General features: G+C 47.2%; 19 protein-coding genes. 13 read left to right on the plus strand and 6 right to left on the minus strand.

All coding sequences use genetic code 11. The features are described from left to right. Positions 1 to 77: 77 nt before the first annotated feature. Complete coding sequence (locus AB2U10_RS14240; RefSeq protein WP_367916066.1) at positions 78 to 797, plus strand: hypothetical protein; 720 nt, start codon at positions 78 to 80, stop codon at positions 795 to 797. Here the strand turns inward: AB2U10_RS14240 and menD are convergent. After that, positions 787 to 2,445, minus strand: a complete 1,659-nt coding sequence (menD, locus tag AB2U10_RS14245) for a 2-succinyl-5-enolpyruvyl-6-hydroxy-3-cyclohexene-1-carboxylic-acid synthase (protein ID WP_367916065.1) — start codon at positions 2,443 to 2,445, stop codon at positions 787 to 789. The two genes, AB2U10_RS14240 and menD, sit on opposite strands and share 11 nt — an antisense overlap. 188 nt (positions 2,446 to 2,633) lie before the next feature. Here menD and AB2U10_RS14250 point away from each other — a divergent pair, with 188 nt between their 5' ends. Further along, entirely contained in the window at positions 2,634 to 3,152 is a 519-nt protein-coding gene (locus AB2U10_RS14250; protein WP_367916064.1) for an FKBP-type peptidyl-prolyl cis-trans isomerase, read from the plus strand. Between the two features lie 46 nt (positions 3,153 to 3,198). On the opposite strand, the gene AB2U10_RS14255 is transcribed toward AB2U10_RS14250, so the two are convergent. Further along, positions 3,199 to 4,284, minus strand: a complete 1,086-nt coding sequence (locus AB2U10_RS14255; protein WP_367916063.1) for a lactonase family protein — start codon at positions 4,282 to 4,284, stop codon at positions 3,199 to 3,201. 127 nt (positions 4,285 to 4,411) lie between these two features. Next, entirely contained in the window at positions 4,412 to 5,092 is a 681-nt protein-coding gene (locus AB2U10_RS14260; protein WP_367916062.1) for a GDSL-type esterase/lipase family protein, read from the minus strand. A 148-nt stretch (positions 5,093 to 5,240) separates the two neighbouring features. Here AB2U10_RS14260 and cysS point away from each other — a divergent pair, with 148 nt between their 5' ends. Beyond that, the gene (gene cysS, locus AB2U10_RS14265) at positions 5,241 to 6,731 is read left to right on the plus strand and encodes a cysteine--tRNA ligase (RefSeq protein WP_367916061.1); all 1,491 of its coding nucleotides are present in this window, start codon (positions 5,241 to 5,243) and stop codon (positions 6,729 to 6,731) included. A gap of 147 nt (positions 6,732 to 6,878) precedes the next feature. Then, complete coding sequence (locus AB2U10_RS14270; protein ID WP_367916060.1) at positions 6,879 to 8,120, plus strand: NupC/NupG family nucleoside CNT transporter; 1,242 nt, start codon at positions 6,879 to 6,881, stop codon at positions 8,118 to 8,120. A 113-nt stretch (positions 8,121 to 8,233) separates the two neighbouring features. Here AB2U10_RS14270 and guaB read toward each other — a convergent pair whose 3' ends face one another. Continuing rightward, positions 8,234 to 9,703 carry an IMP dehydrogenase gene (gene guaB, locus AB2U10_RS14275; protein ID WP_367916059.1) on the minus strand — a complete coding sequence of 490 codons (1,470 nt, stop codon included), beginning with the start codon at positions 9,701 to 9,703 and terminating at the stop codon, positions 8,234 to 8,236. A gap of 171 nt (positions 9,704 to 9,874) precedes the next feature. On the opposite strand from guaB, the gene idi reads away from it, so the two are divergent. Continuing rightward, positions 9,875 to 10,399: an isopentenyl-diphosphate Delta-isomerase gene (idi, locus tag AB2U10_RS14280; RefSeq protein ID WP_367916058.1), complete on the plus strand. Its 525-nt coding sequence runs from the start codon at positions 9,875 to 9,877 to the stop codon at positions 10,397 to 10,399. 168 nt (positions 10,400 to 10,567) lie between these two features. Here idi and AB2U10_RS14285 read toward each other — a convergent pair whose 3' ends face one another. Next, positions 10,568 to 13,069, minus strand: a complete 2,502-nt coding sequence (locus AB2U10_RS14285; RefSeq protein WP_367916057.1) for a TonB-dependent receptor — start codon at positions 13,067 to 13,069, stop codon at positions 10,568 to 10,570. 312 nt (positions 13,070 to 13,381) lie between these two features. Here AB2U10_RS14285 and AB2U10_RS14290 point away from each other — a divergent pair, with 312 nt between their 5' ends. The 5 genes from AB2U10_RS14290 to AB2U10_RS14310 all read left to right on the plus strand — a co-directional run bounded on the left by AB2U10_RS14290 (position 13,382) and on the right by AB2U10_RS14310 (position 18,453). Next, positions 13,382 to 14,410, plus strand: a complete 1,029-nt coding sequence (locus AB2U10_RS14290; RefSeq protein ID WP_367916056.1) for a sensor histidine kinase — start codon at positions 13,382 to 13,384, stop codon at positions 14,408 to 14,410. Then, a complete protein-coding gene (locus AB2U10_RS14295; RefSeq protein WP_367916055.1) occupies positions 14,407 to 15,117 on the plus strand; it encodes a LytR/AlgR family response regulator transcription factor in 711 nt (236 codons plus the stop codon). The genes AB2U10_RS14290 and AB2U10_RS14295 overlap by 4 nt, the downstream gene beginning before the upstream one ends. Positions 15,118 to 15,127: 10 nt before the next feature. Then, complete coding sequence (locus AB2U10_RS14300; RefSeq protein ID WP_367916054.1) at positions 15,128 to 16,684, plus strand: S10 family peptidase; 1,557 nt, start codon at positions 15,128 to 15,130, stop codon at positions 16,682 to 16,684. Positions 16,685 to 16,892: 208 nt separating this feature from the next. Continuing rightward, a complete protein-coding gene (locus AB2U10_RS14305) occupies positions 16,893 to 17,237 on the plus strand; it encodes a hypothetical protein (RefSeq protein ID WP_367916053.1) in 345 nt (114 codons plus the stop codon). Positions 17,238 to 17,310: 73 nt separating this feature from the next. Continuing rightward, positions 17,311 to 18,453, plus strand: a complete 1,143-nt coding sequence (locus AB2U10_RS14310; protein ID WP_367916052.1) for a cysteine desulfurase family protein — start codon at positions 17,311 to 17,313, stop codon at positions 18,451 to 18,453. Positions 18,454 to 18,560: 107 nt separating this feature from the next. On the opposite strand, the gene AB2U10_RS14315 is transcribed toward AB2U10_RS14310, so the two are convergent. Continuing rightward, positions 18,561 to 20,411, minus strand: coding sequence for a glycogen/starch synthase (locus AB2U10_RS14315; protein WP_367916051.1), 1,851 nt, complete (start codon positions 20,409 to 20,411; stop codon positions 18,561 to 18,563). A 730-nt stretch (positions 20,412 to 21,141) separates the two neighbouring features. Here AB2U10_RS14315 and AB2U10_RS14320 point away from each other — a divergent pair. From AB2U10_RS14320 to AB2U10_RS14330, 3 genes are all read left to right on the plus strand, one after another. Beyond that, positions 21,142 to 22,419 (plus strand): tyrosine-type recombinase/integrase, encoded by a 1,278-nt coding sequence (locus AB2U10_RS14320; RefSeq protein ID WP_367916050.1) that lies wholly within the window; start codon positions 21,142 to 21,144, stop codon positions 22,417 to 22,419. Between the two features lie 66 nt (positions 22,420 to 22,485). Continuing rightward, positions 22,486 to 23,511, plus strand: a complete 1,026-nt coding sequence (locus tag AB2U10_RS14325) for a hypothetical protein (RefSeq protein ID WP_367916049.1) — start codon at positions 22,486 to 22,488, stop codon at positions 23,509 to 23,511. Positions 23,512 to 23,943: 432 nt separating this feature from the next. Continuing rightward, the gene (locus AB2U10_RS14330; protein ID WP_367916048.1) at positions 23,944 to 26,022 is read left to right on the plus strand and encodes a hypothetical protein; all 2,079 of its coding nucleotides are present in this window, start codon (positions 23,944 to 23,946) and stop codon (positions 26,020 to 26,022) included. Positions 26,023 to 26,200 lie beyond the last annotated feature (178 nt).

The following is a 26,200-nucleotide window of genomic DNA, read 5'->3' on the forward strand; positions in this document are numbered from 1 at the left end:
TTGTTAAACGGAGGCAATGAAAAGAAACATCTGCCCGTATTTACGTCTAAACTATAAAACCAATAGCATAATCAAATATGAAAATCACTAAAATTTTCCTGCTGGCGCTTGTTCCTTTCCTGTCCCAGGCCCAGGATGCAAACGCCGTTATAGAGAAATACCTGGAAGCCACTGGCGGAAAAGACAAAATTGAAGACGTGACCACCTTCAAATATAACCGCGCGTATGTAGCTAATGCCACTACCGACTATGACGAAGAAGTGGTGGTTGTAGGCGCCAAAAACCAGCTTTCGCGGAAGAAAACTCTTCTGAAAAGAGACTTTTACTATATATTGAACGGCAATGAGGGCTGGATCAAGATACCTATGGGAAGCCCCGACAAGAAGGCCACCTACAGCACAAAAGACCTGAGCGACAAAGAGCTGTCAGAGCTCAGCCTGGAAGCCAAAGACGGCGTGCTGCCTTTTGTTAATTACGACAAGAAAGGGTATAAGCTGACCGCTCCCGTTTCTGCAGCTACGATAGAAGGCAAGGCCACTACCCGGCTGGCCATAGAAAAAGACGGCCTGAAAAGAGAATATTACTTTGATAACGCCACAGGCCTGGTAGTCCGGGAGGTGCTGATAGAAAACGGGATCACCCATACCATGGACTATACCAGATACGACACCACGCCTATCGGGGTAAAACTACCGGTTGCGTATACCTATATCAACACCAAAGACAAGCGCAAAACCAACGTCACTACCAAATGGACGTTTGACAAGCCGGCTGAAGGGGTAGCTTTTACAAAGTAAACCCGGCTTTCAGCTGATGAAACAAACCGGAGTCAAGCACTCCGTCGGTATAGATTTCAAAGAGGGCGGGCCCGTTATTGACAAGCCCGTCCTCTTTGTTTTTTAATACCTCCTGCAGATCTTCGGCTGACCGTATAGCTGTATAACCGTAACCCGCTTCACGGCAAAGGGACTCCGCGGTTCTTCCCGGAGGGGTAATGAAACACCTTTCCAGCTCTTCCTGTTTCCCGGGCCCGTTAATAATACGGAATATATTTCCGCCCCCGTTTTGAACCAGGTAGATGCTGAGGTTTTGCGGCCGGGCTGCAAACAAGGCATTGCTATCGTAAAAGAAAGACACATCACCCACCAGGCAGTGCACGCGGCCTTTACTGCCCAACGCCTGGCCGGCAGCCGTGCTGACCACTCCTTCAATACCGGAGGTTCCCCGGTTAGCATATACCTTCACTCCTCCCGGAAGCAGGCTGGCCAGCAGGTTGGCATAACGCACCGGCATGCTGTTGCCCAGGTGCAGGATATCGCCCGGCTGAAGGTGCTGAAAAAGCATAGCCGTGGCTTTCAGCTCACCAAACGGGCATTCTTCCAGGAAACCGGTAAGATAGGCAGCCGATTTTTCTTCCATCTGCCGCCATTCTTCCGCACTGTTTCCCGCTCTGCCCGGGGCCCGTGCCGCCAGCTCTTTCAGAAAATAAGCCGCAGGAACCGTAATTTTAGCAGTGACAGACTGAAGAGGATCCGTGAGCTCTGTTTTCTCTTCCACATGCCAGTGAACAGCCGGCTTGTTTTTCCTGAAAAACTGTTTGAATGACTTGGATATAAACGATTTCCCGCAGGTGATCAGCAGATCAGGTGTAGCCTGCATCTTATTCAGGAAGATATCGTGCAAGCTGATCTTATTTTTTATATTCACATTGGAGATCACATCTGCCACGACACTCACCCGGCCGTCTTCTGAAAGTGCTTCCAGCGGTGTATCCAGGTTCTCGTGGTTTTGCCCTATCGCTACCAGGATGGTGCGGGCCCGGTTCCAGGCTTCCAGCAGCGCCTTCCATGTGCTATCCTCCAGGGCCGGGCTGCCGGTGAGGTAAGATACGGGGTGAAACGCCCCCGCATACACCTCGCCTTCTTCCGGGTAAAAAGGCTCCCGGATGGGAATATTGATATGCACCGGTCCGCGGCGCGCAAAGGCAAGGGCCTCGTTGGTCTGGCGTTCAATCATCCAAACGGCATCCGGATGCGTGTAGTCGGCCGGGAAATCATACGACTTAATGATATGCCGGCCGTAAATATCCTGCTGGAAGATAGTCTGCCCGTCGTGCTGGTTAATCCATTCCGGCGGACGGTCAGCCGTAAGCACCAGCAAAGGAATCTCCTGGAAAAAGGCCTCTGCCACTGCCGGGCTGAAATTAAGGGCTGCCGTACCCGACGTACAGATCAGCACGGTAGCCTTGCCGCTGGCCTGCGCCAGTCCCAAGGCCACAAATGCTGCGCTGCGCTCATCGGTAATCACCTGTATCCTGAATTTTTTACTCCTGACAAATGCGAGTGTAAGGGCCGCGCTCCGGGAGCCCGGACAAATCACCACATTTTCAATACCGCCAAAAGCACAAATCTCCGAAACCCTGTAAAGCGGTTCTAAAAGAGCCATTCACTTCCTGTTTTTTTGCAAAAGTAGGACTATATTCCTAAAGATAATTGCCCTGATCGCATCTTTAATGCGGGCATAAGTCCTACCTTTGTCTTAAAATAAACGAAATAGCCATGAGCAATCAGCTTACGCATCAAACGCAAATGCTTATTGCCGGAAGCTGATAACATTCTAAAACTATGAGCACTATGAAAATTTCTGACGGAAAGGTGGTTGCTACCGCTTATACGCTTTATACTTTGTCACCTGACGACGAGTTTGAACTGGTGGAAGAAGTAGCTGACGACGAGGCCATGCACTACCTGGCCGGCCACAGTGGCCTTCCCCCGAAGTTTGAAGAAAACCTGAATGGCCTTTCGGCAGGAGATACCTATAATTTTGAAATATCAGCAGAAGACGCATTCGGGGAATTTTATGAGGACAATGTAGTTGAGTTCAGTATCGATATGTTTAAAATTGAAGACGGGAAAGTTCCTGACGGCTTCCTGGAACCCGGAAATCCTATTCCTTTCACCAACGACGACGGTGCGAAGATCCAGGGCCGGGTACTGGAAGTTCAGGGCGATAAAGTCATTATTGACTTCAATCATCCGCTGGCTGGAAAAACCCTGAAATTTGAAGGCAAAATCATTTCCGTGCGGGAAGCTTCAGCAGAAGAAATGGATCACGGGCATGTGCACGGCCCGGGCGGACATCATCATCATTGATCGTTGCAGGAACGCGCCTCCGGGCACATTCCTGCGAAGCGCATTCCTACAAAAATTTCACGCACACCGGCATGGAAACAGGGATTTCCGTGCCGGTATTTTTTAACAGCCCGGTTGCAGCATCCCGTTCAAATACCACCACGTTATCCGAATCCTGGTTCGCCACCAGAACGTATTTCCCGTCAGGCGATATCGCAAAATTACGCGGCACCTTTCCTCCCGCCGGAACATACCCTTCCGTACTTATTTTCCCCGATTGCCCGTCGATCTTAAAAGTTACGATCGAATCGGAATACCGGTTAGAGCCATACAGGAATTTACCGTCGGGAGAAACATGGATATCCGCACAAAAGCTGGTTCCCTCAAAGCCCTCAGGCAGGGCCGAGATCTCCTGCAGCAGGGAAAAATCAGTGGTAGAAATCACGCAAACCTTATTGTTCAGCTCATTAATGAGGTAGGCCACGGGCAGGGCGGTATGAAACGCTATATGACGCGGACCGGCTCCCGGTGTAATTTTGATCCGGTGCTTTTCGCGTATACCTTCTTTTTCTATATCAAAAACCAGGATCTCATCGGTTCCCAGGTCAGCTACCCATAAGCTCTTCCCGTCAGGAGTGATGTTGGCGGAGTGCACATGCGACTTCTCCTGCCGATCTTTAACGGGTCCGTTACCCGAATTGGCGATCAACTGTGTACGGTTGCCCAACGCTCCGCTGCTTTCTAACGGAAAAACCGCCAGGTTTCCTCCGCTGTAGTTACCGACAAAGAGCCATTTGCCCGTAGTGGATAGATGGCACGGGTGAGCGCCGCCGGTTTCCTGCTCATTGATCAACGTAAACGCCCCGGTCTCTTTATCCAGCCGGTAGGCCTGCACCTTACCCTGCTCTTCTTCGTTTACCGTATACACCCGGTCGCCCTCTACCGCCAGGAAGGAAGGATTTTTAACCCCTTTGGCAGAAGAAACCTGCTCCGGGTTCTTCATATCGGCATCCAGGCGGTAATAATAGATTCCGTCAGAGCCTTTCTGGGTATAGGTACCCACCAGGATCCCGTACCCGTCCTGCTTACTTTCCTGCTTTGTGCAGGCCGAAAGAGCAACTGTTGCACTCAGCAAATAGAATAATGTTTTCATAATGTATAAATTTTGCTTTCAGCCTTCAGCTATCAGCCGCAGCGGCGGACCGCTTATTCATGGGCCGGTTGGTGATACGTCACCCGGTGTGCCCGACTTCTGATAGCTGATAGCTGACTGCTCATGGCTATTTCAAATTTTTATCTAATGACTTTTTAATAATTGATGCCCACACATCGTACCCTTTCTGCGTCTGGTGCAGCTTATCTTCCCGGAAATATTCTTTGATGGGCTTCCCGTCTGCTCCTAAAAATGCCGGGGCCGTTTCAATATAATACAGGTTTTTATGCTTTTCCGTGTAATTTTTGATCAGCGTATTGGCCTGCTGAATCTTATCCCAGACATGCCACCGTGACTCCGTCGGGGTGATCTGAACCCAGAAGACCGGCTCTTTTTTATGTTCCTTCCGGATGCTTTTCACCAGCTGGGTATACAATTTCAATACTTCCTCGGGCGTAATATCTTCTTTTCCTCCATAAATATCATTTGCTACAAAAACCACAATGGCCCTGAACTTATGGGGATTGACCAGCCGGTTCTCATAAACCAGCACATCACGCAGGTTAGAGCCGCCAAAGCCCCGCTGGATCACCGGGTAAGGAGCCATATCTTTTTCAATATTATCCCACAGGCGGATACTGCTGCTCCCGATAAACAGGATGGAATTGTCCGGGTATACCCGCGTTTCATCCTGCCTGACCAGTTCGGAAATCTCCTTTTCCCAATGTCTGGAAGATTCCGCATATTTCTTTGCAGGCGAGCAGGAATACAACACCAACAGGAAAGCCGCTAAAACTACGTTTTTCATTATTTTTATTTAATTAGAGGATGATTTTCTTTTATCACGGGGCATAAAAATACCGCAGAACTGAAGAAAATGGCATATTAATCGCAATTAAATAAACAATCCTGTATTTAAAACGGTAATTTTGCAAAACATTTTAGTAAAGCATCGAATGCAACCGTTAAAACTTTACAATTCACTTTCAAGGAAAAAGGAAGTTTTTCAACCGATTAATGAAGGCCACGTGGGCATGTACGTCTGCGGTCCTACCGTATACAATAACGTTCATTTGGGAAATGTGCGTACGTTTCTCACGTTTGATGTGCTCTACCGTTATCTGCTTCATACCGGTTATAAAGTGCGGTATGTACGGAACATCACCGATGTGGGCCACCTGGTAGGCGACGGCGACGAAGGTGAAGACAAGATCGGGAAAATAGCCAAGCTGGAAAAGCTGGAACCCATGGAGGTAGCCCAGCGGTACACCAATGATTTCCATGACGTACTCCGGATGTTCAACTTCCTGAATCCGAGCATTGAACCCTCGGCTACCGGGCATATTGTTGAGCAGATCGAGGCCGTTCAGGACCTGATCAGTAAAGGGCTGGCTTATGAATCTAACGGTTCGGTGTATTTCGATATCAACCGGTACAACGAGCAGGGAAATAATTACGGGAAGCTTTCGGGCCGTATCCTGGAAGATCTGCTGAACGAAACGCGTACGCTGGACGGGCAGGCCGAAAAACGCAACCCGCTTGATTTTGCCATCTGGAAAAAGGCGGCGCCAGAACATATTATGCAATGGAACAGCCCTTGGGGAAAAGGATTTCCGGGCTGGCACATTGAATGTACCTGCATGAGTGTAAAATACCTGGGCAACCAGTTTGACATTCACGGGGGCGGCATGGACCTGAAGTTTCCCCACCACGAGTGCGAAATAGCCCAGGGCATCGGGCTGACCGGTGAAGATCCTGTACGGTACTGGATGCACTCCAATATGCTGACCGTAAACGGGCAGAAAATGTCTAAATCGCTGGGCAACAGCTTTCTTCCCGGCGAGCTGATCACCGGTAACCACCCGCTGCTGGAGCAGGCGTACAGTCCGATGACCGTACGGTTTTTCATGCTGCAATCGCACTACCGGTCTACCCTCGACTTCTCCAATGACGCCCTGAAGGCTGCTCAGAAGGGATATCGCCGGATACTGAACGGGATGAAAATAGCCCGCAGCCTGGAATATGTTCCGGATGACTCGGTGGCCATTGACGAAAAGAAGGTCAACGAGCTGACCAAAGCCATTTCTTCCTTTTATGATGCCCTGAATGATGACCTGAACACGGCCGTAGCCGTGGCCCAGCTTTTCACCCTGCTGAAGTTCATCAACATGGTTTATATGAACCAGCTTCCGCCTGCGGCGCTCGGCGGGCAGAACTTCAATGACCTGGTCAATTCCTTCCTGACATTCACACAAGAGATTCTCGGGCTTGAGGAAGAGTCGCTGGGCAATGACGAAACCGTCATCAGGGGCATGCTGGAGCTCTACAAAGAGTACAAATCAGCCCAGCAATACGACAAGGTAGACGAAATACGGGCTTATTTTAAAGCCAACCAGATGGTGATCAAAGACATGAAGCATAAGATAGATTGGGCGTGGGAGGAGTAAGTAAGTGAAAAGGTAAAAACTAAAAGCTAAAAGTGAGAAGTAACCGGTTAAGGAGCCGGGGTTATTACTAAATGTTCCTAAACTTTTCACTTTTCACTTTTAGTTTCTACCTTAGCAAAACCAATCCTAATTTTACATTTATACCCGATGCAAAATTTTACCGGCATTTTAGGTGTCATCCTCATCCTGGGCGTTGCCTATGCACTCTCCAATAACAAAAAAGCCATCAATTTCAGAACCGTAGGTGTAGGTATAGGCCTGCAGTTTCTGTTAGCGCTTTTTATCTTGAAAACGAGCATCGGGAAAACCATTTTCGGTACCCTGGGCGCCTGGGTTACCCGGATCATCGATTTCGCCAACGATGGCGGTGAATTTGTTTTCGGCCCGTTAGCCAATGTGGAAGCGGTAAACAAAGCCCTGGGTGGCGGCGGTTTTATCTTCTTCTTCAAGATCATCCCCACCATCATTTTTGTAGCGGTGCTGGTTAACATCTTCTATCATTTCGGCATTATTCAATTTATTATCAAATGGCTGGCCAGGGGCATGAAGTGGCTGATGCACGTTAGCGGGGCAGAGGCGCTTTCCAATATTGCCAGTACATTTGTAGGCCAGGTAGAAGCGCAGATTATGATCAAGCCCTACCTGAAGGGCATGACCCGCTCTGAGCTGATGGCTTCCATGGCCGGGAGCTACGCCTGTATAGCGGGCGGAGTGATGGCCACTTATATTCAATTCGGCGTGAAGGCGGAATACCTTATTGCGGCCAGCATCATGGCCGCACCGGGCGCCCTGGCCATTGCCAAGCTGATGTACCCCGAAACAGAGACCTCTGAAACCAGCGGTGAAGTAAAGCTCAAAGTAGCCAAAGAGCATACCAATGTGATTGACGCCATTTCAGCCGGCTGTTCTGACGGACTGAAAGTGGGCATGAACGTGCTGGCCATGCTGATCGGCTTCCTGGCCCTCATTGCCCTCCTTAACTTCATCCTGGGTAAGCTGGGCGGGCTTCTGAGCATTCCCGATTTAAGCATTGACCTGATCCTGGGCTATCTTTTCTCCGGCTTTGCCTGGGCTATGGGTGTGCCTTCAGGCGAGGTGATACAAGCCGGGTCATTAATGGGCACCAAGCTTGCAGCAAATGAGTTTGTGGCCTACCTGCAACTGAAAGATTTTATTGCTCACGGCACACTCTCTCCCAAAACCATTGCCATTGTGAGCTTTGCCCTATGCGGGTTTGCCAACTTAGGCTCCCTGGGTATCCAGATCGGGGGGATCTCCGCCCTGGAGCCGTCACGAAGGAAAGACCTGACCCAGGTGGCCATGAAGGCGCTGGTAGCGGGTACACTGGCCAGCTATATGTCGGCCACCTTTGCGGGATTATTGTTCTGATGAATGGTCCGGTGCGGGTTCCTGGTTCTCGACTACACTCGAACTGACAAATGGCAGCCGCTACGTGTCAGTTCGAGTGTAGTCGAGAACCGGGCATATTTACCTCAATTCTCTTACTTTGTCGAATAGTTCGGTGCCTCTTTCGTGATCTGCACATCGTGCGGATGCGACTCGCGCATACCGGAAGAGGTTATTTTAATGAACTTGGCTCCCTGAAGCGCTTCAATATCTTTGGCTCCGCAGTAACCCATACCGGCTTTTAAACCGCCGGTCATCTGGTAAATGATCTCACGGGCAGCCCCTTTATACGGTACACGGCCCACAATACCTTCCGGCACCAGTTTCTTGGCATCTACCGTTGAATCCTGGAAATAGCGGTCTTTTGACCCGTCTTCCATGGCTTCCAGAGACCCCATACCACGATACGATTTGAATTTTCTTCCTTCAAAGATCACCACCTCGCCCGGCGCCTCTTCGGTTCCGGCCAGCAGCGATCCGATCATCACGGTACTGGCGCCACCGGCAATGGCTTTGGCGATATCGCCTGAAAAACGGATACCACCGTCAGCAATCACCGGGATGCCTGTTCCCTTCAGGGCCTCAGCACACAGGTTAACTGCCGAGAGCTGCGGCATGCCTATACCGGCAATGATCCGGGTGGTGCAGATACTTCCGGGTCCCACACCTACTTTAACGGCGTCCGCCCCGGCATCGGCCAGCGCTTTAGCGGCTTCTCCCGTAGCGATATTTCCACAGATCACTTCCAGGTTCGGGAACAGCTTTTTAATATTGGAAAGGGCATCTATCACGCCTTTTGAGTGCCCGTGCGCCGTATCAATGCTGATCACATCTACGCCGGCCTTCACCAGGGCGGTAACCCTTTCTACCAGGTCGGCTGTAACGCCTACGGCAGCGCCCACCAGCAGCCGGCCCAGCTTATCTTTCGCTGCATTCGGCTTATTTAATTTTTTCAGGATATCCCGGTAAGTGATCAGCCCTACCAGCTTATTTTCTTTGTCTACGATAGGCAGCTTCTCAATCTTCCGGGTCATGAGGATTCCCTCTGCCTCTTCCAGGCTGATGCCTTCATTGGCTGTGACCAGGTTTTCTACCGTCATGATCTGGCGGATAGGCAGGCTCCTGTCGGTCTGGAAACGAAGATCCCGGTTGGTGACAATCCCTTTCAATTTGTTCGCACCGTCAATTACCGGAATACCTCCCACTTTAAACTCGTGCATGATCCGGAGGGCATCGCCTACCACCGAACTTTCATCCAGAGTGATCGGGTCAATGATCATCCCGCTTTCTGAACGTTTCACCCGTCTGACCTCATCGGCCTGCTGCTCAATGGTCATATTTTTGTGGATGATGCCAATACCGCCTTCCTGGGCAAGGGCAATAGCCATTTCGTGTTCAGTAACGGTATCCATGGCAGCAGATACCAAAGGCAGGTTTAACCAGATATTCCGGGTAAGCCGGGTACGGGTACTTGTATCTTTCGGGAGAACTTCAGAGTAGGCCGGAACAAGGAGGACGTCGTCGTAGGTGAGTGCTTCAAAAAGAAGCTTGGATGAGTCTATCATGGTGCAAACAATACAGGTTATTATTTGCGGTGCAAAGTTAGCATATTTACGTAAAATATGTTCTTCCTTTTCTTATTTTTTTGTAAATCCTCCCGATTTTACGGTTATGCTACCCGGATAATGAACCTTAAGGGCATTACAGCATGTTTTGAATTAAAAGTGAGAAGCTTCATGGAAATCATTATCCCTTTGTCCGACACAGCAGGAAATATCACCGGTTATGAAGAAAAGATAGAAGTTCATAAAAAAGGCCTGCTGCACCTGGCATTTTCTGTCCTGGTCTTTAATACGCGCGGACAGCTGCTGTTGCAAAAGCGTGCCGACGGGAAATACCATTCGCCATCGCTATGGACCAATACCTGTTGCGGGCATCCTAACCGGGGAGAGGAAATCGGCGAAGCTGCCGAAAGGCGGCTGGCAGAAGAAATGGGATTCACCTGTACACTTACCCACCGGTTTACCTTTCATTACCGGGCGGCTTTCACAAACGGCCTTTTCGAAAACGAGATCGACCATGTCTTCTTCGGCACATACGAAGGCGCCATTTCTCCTGACCCGCAGGAAATATCCGACTACCGCTGGGTAGACATGGATGATCTGCAATCTGATGCAGAGGAGTCTCCGGAGAAATATACCGTATGGTTCAAAGAAATTCTGAAGCAGCTGCATTCATTGCCTGCCATTACATCCCGGTAAGGCATGTAAATAGCGCTAACGGCATCATCGCAATGTAATTATCCGCTCTTGTTCAATCCTGTACTTTCACCCGTGTTTTAATACAGGAAAGTGACTTATTATGGCTATTAACGCAAACAGGCACAGGGTATCTCCCTGTGCCTGTTTGCGTTATCTGCGTCTTCTTATCTATTGCTGCTGCTGTTGCTGCTCTCCGCCCGCATCCTTCAGGTCATCATTTTTAACGCCTTTGGCCCGTTTTTTCGGCTTCAGGGCTTCGGGGCCCATCTTTCCGATCTTGTAATTGAGCGTCACGTTAAAGCCTCGGCTATACCGGTAGTCAATTGATTCCTGGATATTCTGGAAAGTATTCAGGGTAGAAGTGAACTTCATGTGATCTTTGAAGAAGTTCTGGGCATTGAGACCAATGCTTCCCTTCTTGTTGGCAAATTCTTTTCTGAAGCCCAGGGCATAATGGCTCCAGCCGCTCTGTACCCCCTGCGCAATCACACTGTTTCCCCGCATAAACCCGAAACCCTGGATCTGCCAGCCCTTATTCAGGGAGATCTGGCTCATCACCCGTCCGTTCAGGTTCCATCCCTGGGTATTAAAGTCCATGCTCAAACCGTTCAGGTCAGGAGCAAGGCCGTCAAATACCATATAAAACGCTTCGAGCCCGCCGTTAAATGACCATTTTGGCGTAATCTGGTAGTTACCAAAGAAGTTGATGCCGGTGGTCTGGCTTTTTCCCACGTTTTCAAAAGTAGTCAGGGTCACGCCTTCTCCTCTTTCTTCCCATTTGGTGGTCAGCGATGAAATGGCATTGTCTGTAAACCGGGTAAATACCGAGAAGTTGAAATACAATTTGTTGATCCCGGCACTTATGCTGGCCTCAATATTGTTGCTGATTTCCGGGTCAAGCTCCGGGTTTCCCCTTGAAATCCGCAGCGGGTTAGCCTGGTTTTCGTTGGGGTTCAGGTGCTGCATTCCCGGGCGCTGTATCCTTTGGTTATAGGCCAGCTTAACCGTATACCGCTGGGCAAAGGTCCTGGATATATTTACACTCGGAATAAAGTTTCCGTACGACGGGATATTCAGGTGATTCCGGCTTTCGGCTACCAGCCCCATGGTGCTGGCCGTGATATCGGTAAACTCATATCTTCCGCCCAGCTTAAACGTATATTTGTTTTTTGTGGAATAGGTGTAGCCCAGGTAGGCAGCGCCGATATTCTGGTTGTACACCAGGTCACCTATGGTAGAAAAACGGCTGGTTCCAACCCGGCTGATATTCTCATAATCCGAATCCACGATCCGGAAAATACCTTTCAGTCCCAGCTCAAAGATCTGGTTGGTTTTGAACGGGGTGGTATAATCGGTTTGTATCGTAAATTCCTGGTTCCGGCTGTCATTGGTATTGTCAAAGATCATGCCCTCGCTTCCGGCCACCGGAGTACGCGAAAAGCCCGAATTCGAATTGGTTCTTGAATACAGCGTTGAGATGCTGAACTCTTTCTGTGGTTTGATCACATGCAGGTAATCCAGGTTAAAATCCCAGCTGTTGGTAGGCATTTTATTGTTTACATCCAGGTGCGAGCTCCTTAACGGCGATTCCTTTCCGTTAAATTTAAAAAACTCGTTGATGATCAGGTCCTGGTCGCGGTTAAAAGAGAACGTACCAAAACGCGCGCCCGCCGAAATCGATTTGGAGGTGCTGATATCGTAATCCATTCCTAACGAGTAGCGGCCGAAGAACATTTTGTCTTTCCCGTCACCCGACTGGCGGGTAATGTAGGTGGTATCTCCGGGCAGGCCCATCCCTTCCTGGAAGAAATCGGTTTTGGTAGGGTTAAAATTCCCTCTTCCCCAACCGCCCATGGTGAAACCCAGCTTTCCCATTTTCAGGTTTCCGTTCAGTCCCAGGTTTCCGCCCCGGTTTCCGCCTCCCAGGTCCACTCCGAGCGAGTAGCCCTCCAGGTTATTCTTTTTGGTAATGATATTGATAATACCGGTGGCGCCTTCCGCATCGTATTTCGCAGAAGGAGAGGTGATCACCTCCACCGTTTTCACCTGGTCAGCAGGTATCTGTCTCAACGCATCGGCCACACTGGTAGCCATAATGGTAGAAGGTTTGTTATTGATCAGTACCCGGATGCTTGAGCTACCCCTGAGCTGCACGTTTCCGTCAAGGTCAACCGATAAAAGCGGAACTTTCCGCAACACTTCCGTGGCATCTCCTCCTTTAGAAGTAATATCCCGGTCGGCATTGTATACCAGGCGGTCTACCCGCTCTTCAATCACGGCTGCCTGCCCGGTCACTTCCACTTCTTTCAGCATCCGGGCCGATGGAGCCAGGAAAACCGTACCCAGGTTCACTACACGGCTGCCCGCCGAAACAGAAATCACATCTGAAATTTTATCGGTATACCCAATGAACGAAAAACGTATCACATAATCGCCGTAAGCCAGCTCTTTCAGGTCAAATTTCCCCTTGTCATCGGTCATGGCCCCGTCTACCGGCTGGGCAAGGTTAGGCATTCTGTATAAGCTGAGTGTAGCAAACTCAACCGGTGCGTGGCTGGTGCTGTCGGTAAGGATACCTGTAATGCGGCCGTCTCCTTTCGGAGCGCCGGTTTGTGCAAAAGATAAGCTGGTCACGGTGACCAGCACCGCCGTAAACATTTTTTTCAGCATTCGTTAAATTTTAAATTTCCGGGTACAAAATTACAGCATATCGTACCTCCGTAAATCCTAATTTAGACCAATGGCAGGATAAAGAGGATAAAAGGCAAAAAGAGCTCTTTTTTATTTTTCTGCTTACATTTCTCTGCTAAATATCTGATAATCAAAATACACAGTACGATCAGCGGGTTAAAACCCGGATTTTATCAGGATAAATCGTCAGAATTAGTGCATTAAATCTATAGATTAATCAATTTTGTCTTATTGTTGCTTCAGGTATACCATTAATATGTGAAATTGCGGCCGTAGCAACTTGAAAACAAATTGAAAAATTTCAGAAATGACATCATTTTCAGGGGGATATTCTCCATTGCCTTCTGGTTTCTCTGGGTAGTTCTTCCTATCCTGAATGCTGTTCTTGACGGTGCCGAAAAGCGTTTGGAGTACCAGATGCTTACCTTACCCGCCAACCTGCTGGGGATCCCTTTTTTCTACCTGAATGCTGAGTTCCTGGCGCCCAAGTACCTCCATAAAGGCAAAATTGCCCGGTACTTTTTCAGCATGGCCGGCCTTTTTGTGATCTATCTTGCCTGCTATGTTTATCTCAAAGATTACCTGGTAGACAGCCATACCGTACGGGTTTACGATGCCCGCACCCTCTTTCCAGTCATTTTTGTTACCGGCATGAGTACCCTTTACGGGCTGATAACGCTTATTTTATCCCAGTCCAGGAAAGCCGAAGAAGAAAAAGCCGAACGGATGCTGTCGGAGCTGGCCTTCCTTCGCTCGCAGATCAGCCCGCATTTTATTTTTAACATCCTGAACAGCATCGTATACCTGATCCGGATCAAATCAGAAAATGCTGAGAAAGTCACCATAGAGCTCTCCAAGCTGATCCGCTACATGCTTTACGAATCAGAGAACAAATATGTGCTCCTGGAAAAAGAGATCGGGTACCTGGAGAATTATGCCGGGCTCCAGAAGGTGAGATTCGGTGAAGATGTAGACATCCAGATTCATATAGACGGAAATCCTGCCGGGCTCAGCCTGGAGCCCATGCTGCTCATTCCCTTCGTTGAAAATGCATTCAAGCACGGGGTAGGGCTTTTAAAAGACCCCTTCATCAACATCACACTGAAAATATCGGAAGGAAACGTGATGGAGTTTTCGGTAAAAAACAAGTGCAGCCAACAGGAGGCACAGGCCAAAGACCGGGATTCGGGCATTGGTATTAAAAATGTCAGAAGACGCATTGAATTGCTTTATCCTAATGCACACGAACTGCGCCTGCAGGAAAAAGATGGAATTTTTGATGTATATTTGAGATTAATCCTTAAAAAATCAGAAAAATGAAGCTCAGATGTATAGTGGTAGACGATGAGCCGCTGGGAAGGAATTTAATGGTGGAAAACATCCACCTTATCCCGTTTCTGGAGTTGGCGGGAACGGCCAAAAATGCATTTGAGGCCATGGAATTGCTGGAATCCAACGAAATAGACCTTATTTTCCTGGATATACAGATGCCCGGTATGACCGGTACCAAGTTTGTGGAAAGCCTGACCCACAAGCCCATGATCATCTTTGTTACCGCTTACGAAGAGTTTGCGGTGGAAAGCTACAACCTGGAGGTCATTGATTACCTGATGAAGCCCGTGAGTGTGGAACGCTTCACCAAAGCGGCCAACAAGGCGTATGAGCGATTTAACCTGGTGGTCAAAGAAAATAATAAGAGCACCGACCTCGACTACATGTTCGTCAACGTGGAATACTCCCTGGTCAAGGTCAATTTTGAAACCATTACCCATATTGAAGGGCTTAAAGATTACATCAAAATATTTGTAACCACGGCTACTCACCCTATTCTTACCAAGTCTACTCTCAAAGGAATTGAGGAAAAGCTTCCTGAAGGGAAATTCCTGCGGGTTCAAAAGTCTTTTATTGTGAATCTCGACAAGATCGAGTCTATCCGTAACCACCGGATCAGCATAGGGAAATTTGAGATTCCTGTAAGCGACAGCAGCATGGACAGCCTTTTAGATGCCATTAAGTACAACAAATAACCTTTCACCTATGAAAAAAAATCTATTCTTCGTCAGCCTGCTGCTGATCAGTATAGGCGGTTTCTCCCAGGGGCAGCGCCAGGCTCCACCGGCCCAAAAAGCGGATGCTCCTGCTGAAGCCAGGCCCAAAAGCGACGCCCCCGTTTCCAAATCAAGAATGCTTGATCCCGATATGACCGTGGTGACAGAGGCCGCCGTTACCATTAAGGGACAGCGTGTACCGTACAAGGCTATAGCCGGTACACAACCCGTATGGGATGAAAACGGCAAGATCATCGCATCGTGCTTCTATACCTATTACGAAAGAACCGACGTAAAAGACAAAAGCAGGAGGCCCCTGGTTTTCTCCTTTAACGGAGGGCCCGGCTCGGCTTCAGCCTGGATGCACCTGGCCTATACCGGTCCGAAAGTGCTGAATATTGATGATGAAGGATACCCCGTACAGCCATACGGCTATAAAGACAATTCGTACTCTATCCTGGATGTAGCCGATATTATCTTTATAGACCCGGTAAATACCGGCTTCAGCAGGATTATCGACAACAGTGTGCCTAAAAGCACCTTTTTTGGAGTAAATGCCGATATCAAGTACCTGGGCGAATGGCTGAATACATTTGTGAGCCGGGTAAACCGCTGGGCTTCGCCCAAATACCTCATCGGCGAGAGCTACGGCACCAGCCGCGTTTCAGGCCTTGCCTATGAATTGCAGAACAATCACTGGATGTACCTGAACGGCGTGGTGCTGGTATCTCCTACCGGTCTGGGCATTGAGCGCGACCCGGTGAACTCTGCCGGCCTCATGCTGCCCTATTATGCCGCTACCGCCTGGTATCATAAAGTACTGGAGAGCTCGCTTCAGTCAAAAGACCTGCTCGACATTCTTCCTGAAGTGGAGAAATTCACTATTGAAGAATATCTTCCCGCACTCAACCAGGCCGGAAGCATGAGCCCTGAAAAACGCAAAGCCATTGTTTCCAGGATAGCCCGTTATTCCGGGTTAAAAGAAGAGGTAATCCTGCAGAATAATCTCCAGATCAGCACCAACCTGTTCTGGAAAGAGCTTCTGCGCGACAAAGGATACACCATTGGCCGCCTCGACTCACGGTACCTGGGCATTGACCTGAAAGACGGAGGCGAGAGGCCCGACTTCAACGCCGAGCTGACCTCATGGCTTCACTCGTTTACCCCGCCCATCAACATGTACCTGAGAGAAGAGCTGAAATTTAAGACCGATCTGAAATACAACATGTTCGGGCCGGTACATCCCTGGACCCAGGACAGGACCAACCTGGCCGAGAACCTTCGCCGGGCCATGGCCGCCAACCCTTATCTGCATGTGCTGACCCAGTCGGGCTACTATGACGGAGCCTGCGACTACTTTAATGCCAAATACAATATGTGGCAGGCAGATCCGGGCGGAAAGCTGCAGGAAAGATTCCACTGGAAAGGCTACCGCTCCGGGCACATGATGTACCTGCGGAAAGAAGACCTGATCCAGGGCAATGAAGACCTCCGGGAGTTTATCAGGATAACTACGCCGAAAGAGGGGCAGGCAGCCAAATACTGATTACACCCCTCTTCCTGAAGAGTGTAGCAACGAAGGTGTCTGAAAAGCGTACAAAAGCAAGACATTGAAGATGAGGGCAAAGAAGCATACCCCAGTATGTAAATGAGCCCGGATTCCGAAAATGACGCAGCAGTTTGTGCCCTTTTCAGACACCTTCTTTTCTTTTTATACGTTATCTTGTAACAGAAGACATCAAACCGGAAATCCTATGATCTTTACCGAAAAAACACTATCCGAAGTCATGGAAGTACTCCGCCAGAGAGGCTATACCGAAGACTTCAACCTGCTGGAAGAACATATCTCCTACAAAAAAGACGGAGAAAAGGTAAACATTTCAGACATTGTTATTGACAAAGTTTACCGGTTTACGGGGCTTAACGACCTGGACGACGAAGCTACCCTGTATGCCATGCGTAACAAGAACGACGGCGCGATGGGCATCTTTGTTAACGGTTACAGCATCTATTCCGACCCGAAAGCCAATAAAATCCTGAGCCAGATCCCTATTCATGAAAACGATGAAGACGACTGGAGCGCCGGCACAAATAAATAATCCGCTGAATTGTTCGTATAACAAACGTTAGTGGTATATTTTTCTTAATTTTGCGGTCCATTGAAACAAAATCATGGCGACAAAAATATACCTCGACAATGCGGCCACCACACCCATAGACCCTGCGGTGCTGGAAGTGATGATGCCGTATCTTACCGATTTCTTCGGAAACCCCTCCTCCATTCATTCGCACGGACGAAAAGTGAAGTCCGCAATAGAAAATGCACGGAAGACCGTAGCTTCTGTCTTAAATACTTCACCGGGTGAAATATTCTTTACTTCAGGGGGTACCGAAGCCGACAATACGGCGCTTACCCAAAGCGTGGAAGCCCTGGGCGTAAAGCACATTATTTCCAGCCGCTTAGAACACCATGCCGTGTTGCACACCCTGGATCACCTCGAAAAAGCAGGAAAGGTCAGTGTAACCTACCTGGAGAATGACCAGGAGGGCGTGCTGAACATTGATGCTATTCCGGCGCTGCTTGAAAAGCACCCGCGCAGCATGATATCGCTCATGCACGGCAACAACGAAATTGCCAACCTGCTTCCTATTCAGAAGGTCAGCGGGATGGCACGGGAGCACGGGGCTGTTTTTCATTCAGACACCGTTCAGACCATGGGCCATTATACTTTTGACCTGCAGCAGCTGCCGGTTGATTTTATTGTAGGAGCTGCCCATAAATTTCACGGTCCCAAAGGCGTAGGGTTCCTTTATATTAACGGCAGGAATAAAATATCTCCTTTTATCCACGGCGGCGCCCAGGAGCGCAACATGCGGGGCGGCACGGAAAACCTGTACGGTATTGTAGGGCTGGCCAAAGCGCTGGAGCTGGCCAATGCAGGACTGGCAGAACACCAGAAGCATGTAAAAGGCTTAAAATCGCAGATGATCCGCCTCTTACAGGAAAATATACCGGGGGTATCTTTTAACGGAAGGTCGGCAGACGTGGAAAACAGTCTTTACACGGTTCTGAATGTGAGCTTCCCGGCCCATGCCGATAATGAGATGCTGCTTTTCAACCTCGACATCGAGGGGGTTTCCTGCTCAGGCGGCAGCGCGTGCTCCAGCGGTACCAACCAGGGCTCTCATGTGCTGAATGCGCTGAAGCTCGACAATGACCGCGCCAATGTACGCTTCTCTTTCAGCAAATTCACTACAGAAGAAGATATCGCGAATACCGTAACTATTCTCACGAAGCTGTTCGGTGCATCGTAATCCCGGAATTCAGGGGTGATCTACTGACTGAAAACAACAAACGTGCCTGAAAAACCCGGCAGCAAACAAAGCTGTTTACGGATTTTTCAGGCACGTTCTGCGTTCAGTTACCGGCCTTTTTTCTTGATAGCCAGGTCATGGGCCGTGTCGTAATACGACCGCAGGTTGGTCCAGTCAAAGACATCTGAAATATTCTCTACCCGGTTTCGCTGCATAATTCTCTCTCTCCGGTTCAGGGTAACAAACTTGAACATGATATCTGCCAGCTGATCGGCCGCTTTGTCAAAATTATATTCTTTCCGGTTCACCACATAAATACCCATATTTTCGTGGTCTGCCATGAGTCCCTGGATGTAATCTCCGAAGCCCGAGAGGTCACTGGTAACTGTAGGGATACCCCTTACAATACATTCAAGAGGCGTATACCCCCACGGCTCATAATAGCTCGGGAAAATCCCCAGGTGGCAGCCCCTTACAAACTGGCTGTATTCCAGCCCGAAAAGCGGGTTGGTAGAGGAGATAAAGTCAGGGTGGTAGACAAACTTTACGCGGTCCTGCTGGTGGTTCTGCAGGTTGGTCTGCTCAAAAAACCGTACGATATCGTCTTTCTCCTTTAAAATATGAGTTACTGTTCGCGGCAGCATCTTGGTTTTCCAGGTCTGGATGGTTCTGCGCAAACGAAGCCGCCAGTATTCGCTCACAAACTGGTTGAGGTCGGGCATGATGGTATCTTCGTTGGAAGCCGACGCATGAAACAGGTGCTCACCCACTTCTTTCTCAATCGACTTGCAGGTTTCCTCGATCTCTTCCATTACTGCCCTTGACTGCAGCACCTGGGGGTCAATGGAAAATACCGGGTTTCGTGTAATAATGAACATGACCACGGTAATATCCAGGCCCGACTGCACAATTTTGAAATTCAGCCGCTTCAGGGCTTCCAGCGTCAGGTCATATCCTTTATTTTTAAACTCGTACCGTCCGGAAGTAAAGAAATAAAGCGTATTATCAAGATCCCAGGAGTAGCTCTGGAAAAAATGCCCCATCACAAACTGGTTGATTTTCTGCTTGTATTTCAGGTGCAGGTTCTGAAACTCGTGCGTAGCGGCAAAACGGGTAATGTTAAGTCCGTTAGGGAGGATCAGGTCGCAGGTTCTCCCGTAAAACACTTCACACTCGCGGGCGGTAACTTCTGAAACCGTGGTCAGCACATTACATTGCTGCGCCGAAAGCCTTTCTATGGTAGCCTGGGCTTCTATCCCGTAGTGCCGGGCTTCCTTCTCCCAGTCATAGCCGGGCAGGTTTTCGTAGAAGTCGTCCACATTTCCTGCAATGTACCGCCCCAGCATGGTGGCATGGGTGGTAAAAACGGTAGCCACATTCACATTGTCTTTCTTCAGGTCAAGAAGGGCCGTTGAGGCCATCCATTCGTGGAAATGCACAATACACTCCTGGCTTCTCGGCTTGGCCTCGGCAAATGCCGTAATGTAATCTTTCACCATGCTGCCAAAGGCAATGACACTGTTGACCAGCAGCTCACTGTTCAATGTAGAAATCCGGTGCCGCTCCCAAAGATCATACTTAAGGGCATCAATTTTAGCCAGGGCCTGGTTGAAATCCACCAGGATAATATTCGGGTTTCCCGTCACCAGCCAGCGCCCGTAAAACGCCTCTATTCCCTTTGCACGGAGATCACGGGCAATCCGGGAAAAAAGGGAATCATCGTGATCGAGTCTTTCAAACTCAATGCTGGCGGTTTGCGGGAAATAAGGCCCGATCAGGCAATAATTCTCACCCCATTCCTCTACCATAGACGGCACTTTCGAGCGGATAACGGTGTAAATACCTCCTACCTGGTTACAGACTTCCCATGCTACTTCAAAAAGAATGGGCTTGAGGGTTTCGCGTTTGGTTATCTTAATGGTCTCCTCCTGTTCTCTTTTCAATCTGATACCAGACATAATGCATTCAATATTAATAGGTTTACGCTAACTACAGATACGCCAATCCATAGGTTTTGTACCAAAACACCTAAAAATAGTAATAAAATGGAACAAAACTATTGCGGAAGAAAAAATTATGTTAAAAATGCACTTTTAACGAAGGAATCCGGCAATATCTATCACCTACACGTAAGCATGCAAAGGCGGGGAAATACTTCAGGAGGGAAAAGAATATTTTTTCACTGCTTTTTCAAAATTCTGTGGTTTAATAAAACCCTGCTTCCGCTTGCTTACCCGGATGATTTCTACCCCCCCTGATTCGGTCAGGGATTCTTATGCTGCCCTCGCGGTGTATCTTGGATATGTTAAACCCTGGTTCAATTTCCTCAGCACTTACTATCCGGTCCGGATCATCCTGAACAATTTTTGCCCCTTTCTTCTATGCTCCTGTAAGACTGTTTTTAATGAAAAAAAATTGACCCGTAATGTGGTGCAAAATGTGGTGCACCTTAAAACAAAAAAGAGCTACATTTTCATGTAACTCTTTCATTTTCAAGCTCCCGAAGCTGGGCTCGAACCAGAGACCCTCTGATTAACAGTCAAAAAATGAGCTATTTTCAAACCTATTACTATCTAAAAATCAAATACTTACAAAATACACCAAAGTATCATTAATCATAAAATTCATGTTAAACAATGGCTTTGAGTGCACATTGGGTGCACGTAATCGGCCAAGAATTTTACGATTATGCTAGCGGAAATCAACCCCGGTTTTCTTATCAGTATTACGCTGGATAAGAGACGTCAGAATGCTGATAACACCTATCCTGTAAGAATCAGGGTTTACACACAGAAAGATTCAAAAAGAAAATTAATCCCAACACCTTATAATTTCACAGAGAATGAATTTGGGCATATCTGGCCCACTCAACCTAACAAGAAGACCAAACATTATAAAATATGGGAGGAGCTAAGGGACTTGGAATCCTCTGCACGAGACTTGGCAAAAACGATCATTCCCTTTTCTCTTTCTAAATTTGAGAGTCTCATTAAGGGAGAGGATATACAGCCAGATGTGCAGCAGGTTGCGCTGCAGGAACCGGGCCGGGTCAAGCCAGTTAATTACTATTTTGAGCAGAAAATTGAACATCATCTGACCAGAGAGGCCATCAGTACAGCCGAAAGCTATGAGCACGCTTTAAAGTGCTTATTGAGATACGCCAAAAAGGATGTTTTAGAATTTGAAGAGATCAACGTAAGCTTTCTTGAAGCCTTTGAGAAGTTTTGCCTGCACGAAGAAAGCAAATCTATTACCACCGTGGGCATCTATCTCAGGAACCTACGGGCCGTCTTTAATGATGCCGGTATTCCAAAGGAAAAGTATCCTTTTGGGGCGCGGAAGTACATCATCAAATCATCCCGGAAGGTAAAGAAGGTGCTTGACAATGATGTGCTCAAATTATTATTCACCGGTCAGCCTCTTACACCTGAACAACAGCGAGCTAAGGATTTCTGGTTTTTCTCTTACTTCTGCAACGGAATGAACATGAAGGATATCCTTAACCTACAGGTAAAAGATATCTCCGGTGACAAGCTGACTTTTGTAAGGGCGAAAACGGCCTCTACAAGACGGCAGATAGAACCTATTGAGGTTTACTTAAATGATTTTGCCTTAGATGTGATCCGGCGCTATGGCAATCTGAACCAAACGGGGAAGCAATTTGTGTTTCCCTATCTTAATCATGGTCTGACCGCCAAAAGGAAGAACGACCTCAAAAAACTCTTTACCCGGAGCGTAAACCAAAACTTCCGCAAGTACGCTAGGAGTTTAGGGATCGATGGCGATGTGTCCACCTACTACGCCCGTCATTCTTTCAGTACACATTTGATCCGGAAAGGAGTTAGTATAGCTGCTGTAGGTGAGGCACTAGGACATACCGATATCAAGACCACCATGAACTATTTTGCCGGTTTTGAGGATGAATCCAAAAGAGAGGTTGCAGAAAAGTTGCTGGATTTTGAGTAACTCATTAAATTTGATTAAGGACTGTTTATTATACAGTCCTTAATTTTTACCAAAGAGCTAATAAAAATGAAAACAGACTTCTTAGTAGACTTTTTTAAGGAAATAACAAGTGAAAGTCTGCACAGGGAGGCTATTGAATATCTTCATTCATTTCCGCTTTCCGAGCAAAGTGCTAAAGCTATAGAAGCTCTAGGAGATAAGGCCACATCCCCTAGTATTGATTTGGCAGATTATTCAAGAGTTTTCCCCAAGAATGGTAATGGTGAGTTAATGGAAATGGATGCAGATTTTTTTATCTCTAATTATTATACCACCAAAGTAGATCAGTTCACAAAAAAATTGTTGAAGGACTTTGAAGTGTTCTTGTCAGATACCGACTTGTGTGGTTCTGATAATGGAAAAGTTGAGGCATTAAAAAACGTCCTTAATAGTTTAAACCACGCTGCTTATAAGGTTTTAGATATTAGAATACGGTTCCCAGAAATTAAAGAAGCTATCCTGGACACTATTTTTAAACTTATAGATAGGGTTATCCAGGAGCTTAGCCAATTAGATGTTCAGGAGTATCCGAAATATGACATAGATAAGCTAAAGGAATTTATTCGTGAGCCTTTTAGTGATATGCGAGAGGAGGAGACCGGCTTTGTGCATCTGATAAGTAACCGAAAAGAAGAAAACTATTACCTTTTCAATGTTCCTGAAGAAAAGATCCAGGATGATGTATCGTCTACTTTAAAATCTGAAGAACCCGATAAAGGTTATGAAGAATTTAAAACCGATAAAAAGAAACTATTTGAATTAGAACTAAAAAATCAAAGAGTATTTGACGATATGTCCTTTAGACAGTTTTATGAAAGACTTATTACTTTTAATAAAAACCCGGTAGCACTCCCCGTAGAACAAAGATTAAGGTTAAGTTATTCCATAGGGTGTAAAATGGAAATGTTAGGTACTTTACTAGATTGTATCTTTGAAAGCACATACTTTCAAGGAGACAGAGAAAAGTTTAACAACTTCATAACGGGGTGCCTTCTTGATAGAGGGGGAAAAGAGATCATCAGTGTTTCCTCTATTAGGAGAAAGCCTTCATAGGGCTTCTCACACACTTATTTTTTACATTCCTTACATACTTTTTTACATCTCTTACATACTTTATTATCAGTATTTTATAACAATTTATCTTCTTTTATGTTTGCATAAGATTTTTTTAAAGAAAAACTATATGCGAACAAAAACGTCTTCGGAACACTCCGAAATCATTCAGCAGGTAGCCCCAAAAGGGCTCCCAAATGTCAGTTCTACTTTACCCACGGCTAAGGTCAAGGGGTTTGATACTGAAGAGTATCTTAATGTGTCTGGGTCAGTAAAGTATATCCCACTGTCTGATAAAACTACCTATCAGAGAACTGCGGGCGACTCTTTCTCTCACAACAAAAGAGATTATATTCTCACATTTGAGAGGTCAGGAAGGTATCAGCAGCTAAATGATGGTAAAATTTTAACCTCAAACTTTAGAAGTTGTAAATGACGAAAGATCAACTCTTAGAAAAAACAAATGGTGGAGAAGCTGTCTTCAAGTACTATCTGCCAGAATTTGATGGAACTTCGAAACCTTTCTTATCACCTTTACGGGCTGAGAAAAATCCAAGTGCCAGCATATCTAAAGTGGACACCGGGCAGTACCTGCTCAAAGACTTTGGTACCGGGGAGGCATTAAATTGTATAGATTTTATAATGAAGAGAGGTGGTCTTACTTATGACCAGGCTATAGAAAAGATTGTAAAAGATATGAAACTCAATGCCAAAAAAATGAGCGAAAACAAAGCAGCTTTGGAGCTGAAAATTGCAGGTTCTCCAATTAATTATTTCAATGACTATTGCCCTGCGGAGCGGATAGGAGAATACCTGGAGCGATACGATATATTAAATATAGAATCTTATACACATAATGGACATATATATACAGGATCAAAGGATAACCTCATTGTTGGATTTAAAATAGCCGACAACTGCTACAAGCTCTATCAACCAGAAGGGCGAGTTAAGCATATGTGGCTGGGAAAAGAGAATAAGCCTTCAGACTATCAGGACGTGTGGGGAATACAGCAACTGCCTAAGAAGTGCGGTACCATTGTGATTGTCGAGGGGTTAAAAGATGCCTTCGTGACCAATGTGAATCTAAATCACAAGGACATCTATGCCGTAGGGGTGGATAGTGTCCATACGTCGATACCGGCTGCCACTATAACAGATTTGAAATCCAGGTGCAGAAATCTGATGGTGTGCTACGATACCGATACGACAGGTGTTGACGGGGCTAATAAGGTAGCGCAGCAGCATAACCTGAAGGTGTGTACTCTACCTGATGCTCTGAAAGAATACGGGGGCAAAGATATTTCGGACTGGTTTAAAGCCGGACTGGATATTGAGCCACTTGAACAGGCTTTAGCTAATGCTCAGGTACACACCTCCAGTGTGGCCAGCGAATCGTCATCAGTCAGCCTGGATAATAATTTACGCCAGATGCTTGAGATGGAAAAAGCCCTCAAAGATAGGGCGAAAAACACAGAGAGACCGGAACCGCTTATTACGTTTCAGGGAAACCCCGTGATTATCAAAGGCACCATCAATGCTATAATGGGTAAGCAGGGTAGCCACAAAAGCCGCTTGGCTGGTGGGTTCGCTTCCCTGATGTGTTCAGACAGGAACTCAATTGAAGGGGGCATGGGTTTTGAAAAACCGAATGGTTCTCCCGCTCACGTAGTTTACATTGATACAGAGAGGAACACCCTGCTGGAATTCCCCCCGGCGATAAGTGCCATTCAAAGTCATAGTGGGAATGAAAACGTGGAGGAATATTTTCACCCGGTATCAGTGAAAGGGTTCTCCCGGGGTGACAGGCTCGAAATGATTAAGACGTATGTAGATTATCTTCAGGAGAAAACCGCAGATCACCTTGTGGCAATAATTGATGTCATAACTGATTGCGTAAAAGACTTTAATATCCCCAGTGAAACGCTGGATTTGTTTGACTATCTGGGTAATCTGGCTGAAGAAAAGGACATTACGATCATCGCCGTTATTCACCAGAATCCAGGAAGCGACAAAGGGCGGGGGCATACAGGAACTGAGCTGGGGAATAAGTGTAGTACTGCTATGTCGATCAGCTACAGTGGTCAGTATGATCTTTCCAAAGGAATCGTAACATTGAGCTATCAAAAAAACCGGCATTCTAAACGGCTTCCGAACCAGTTCTTGAAGTACGATGAGAAGGCGCAAATGTTAGTGGCCCTTTCGGAAGAAGAAGCTAAGAGCCTGAAAGCGAGCAAAAGAAAAGCAGACGTCATGGATGTGAAGGCTGCGCTGTTAGAGATTATGCCAGAGTCTGGCAAAGAGTATTCTCAACAGGAAGTAGTTAACCAGTTGATAGATATTTTTGATTGCACTAAGAATACGGTCAAAGATAGGCTAGAGAAGATCATAGAGGAAAATAATGGAGAGTTTGAAGATGAAGAAGGTAGAATCTGGAAATTCAGTATTCTACCCAATAAAGGGAGTAAGACCTACTATACTCTAAATAGGGTTGAAATGAAGGAGGAATGATCATCTTCGCCCGGCCGGGTCATCCTGGTCGGGCTTACCCCTTCCCATTTGCAGAGAAAAAGAAAGAATTGACCCACCCAACCAAAAAAATCTCTTATATATATGTATTGGTTTGGTTAGGTATCTATATCTATGTATATACATTTAAAGTCAACCAAAACAATATGTATATATAGGA

The organism is Leadbetterella sp. DM7, from assembly GCF_040829825.2.
Lineage (GTDB): Bacteria > Bacteroidota > Bacteroidia > Cytophagales > Spirosomataceae > Leadbetterella.

What these genes read in the sequence shown, in the direction of transcription:
- AB2U10_RS14240 (WP_367916066.1), top strand. Translation starts at nt 78, where the DNA reads ATGAAAATCACTAAAATTTTCCTGCTGGCGCTTGTTCCTTTCCTGTCC.
- menD (WP_367916065.1), bottom strand. Translation starts at nt 2,445, where the DNA reads ATGGCTCTTTTAGAACCGCTTTACAGGGTTTCGGAGATTTGTGCTTTT.
- AB2U10_RS14250 (WP_367916064.1), top strand. Translation starts at nt 2,634, where the DNA reads ATGAAAATTTCTGACGGAAAGGTGGTTGCTACCGCTTATACGCTTTAT.
- AB2U10_RS14255 (WP_367916063.1), bottom strand. Translation starts at nt 4,284, where the DNA reads ATGAAAACATTATTCTATTTGCTGAGTGCAACAGTTGCTCTTTCGGCC.
- AB2U10_RS14260 (WP_367916062.1), bottom strand. Translation starts at nt 5,092, where the DNA reads ATGAAAAACGTAGTTTTAGCGGCTTTCCTGTTGGTGTTGTATTCCTGC.
- cysS (WP_367916061.1), top strand. Translation starts at nt 5,241, where the DNA reads ATGCAACCGTTAAAACTTTACAATTCACTTTCAAGGAAAAAGGAAGTT.
- AB2U10_RS14270 (WP_367916060.1), top strand. Translation starts at nt 6,879, where the DNA reads ATGCAAAATTTTACCGGCATTTTAGGTGTCATCCTCATCCTGGGCGTT.
- guaB (WP_367916059.1), bottom strand. Translation starts at nt 9,703, where the DNA reads ATGATAGACTCATCCAAGCTTCTTTTTGAAGCACTCACCTACGACGAC.
- idi (WP_367916058.1), top strand. Translation starts at nt 9,875, where the DNA reads ATGGAAATCATTATCCCTTTGTCCGACACAGCAGGAAATATCACCGGT.
- AB2U10_RS14285 (WP_367916057.1), bottom strand. Translation starts at nt 13,069, where the DNA reads ATGCTGAAAAAAATGTTTACGGCGGTGCTGGTCACCGTGACCAGCTTA.
- AB2U10_RS14295 (WP_367916055.1), top strand. Translation starts at nt 14,407, where the DNA reads ATGAAGCTCAGATGTATAGTGGTAGACGATGAGCCGCTGGGAAGGAAT.
- AB2U10_RS14300 (WP_367916054.1), top strand. Translation starts at nt 15,128, where the DNA reads ATGAAAAAAAATCTATTCTTCGTCAGCCTGCTGCTGATCAGTATAGGC.
- AB2U10_RS14305 (WP_367916053.1), top strand. Translation starts at nt 16,893, where the DNA reads ATGATCTTTACCGAAAAAACACTATCCGAAGTCATGGAAGTACTCCGC.
- AB2U10_RS14310 (WP_367916052.1), top strand. Translation starts at nt 17,311, where the DNA reads ATGGCGACAAAAATATACCTCGACAATGCGGCCACCACACCCATAGAC.
- AB2U10_RS14315 (WP_367916051.1), bottom strand. Translation starts at nt 20,411, where the DNA reads ATGTCTGGTATCAGATTGAAAAGAGAACAGGAGGAGACCATTAAGATA.
- AB2U10_RS14320 (WP_367916050.1), top strand. Translation starts at nt 21,142, where the DNA reads ATGCTAGCGGAAATCAACCCCGGTTTTCTTATCAGTATTACGCTGGAT.
- AB2U10_RS14325 (WP_367916049.1), top strand. Translation starts at nt 22,486, where the DNA reads ATGAAAACAGACTTCTTAGTAGACTTTTTTAAGGAAATAACAAGTGAA.
- AB2U10_RS14330 (WP_367916048.1), top strand. Translation starts at nt 23,944, where the DNA reads ATGACGAAAGATCAACTCTTAGAAAAAACAAATGGTGGAGAAGCTGTC.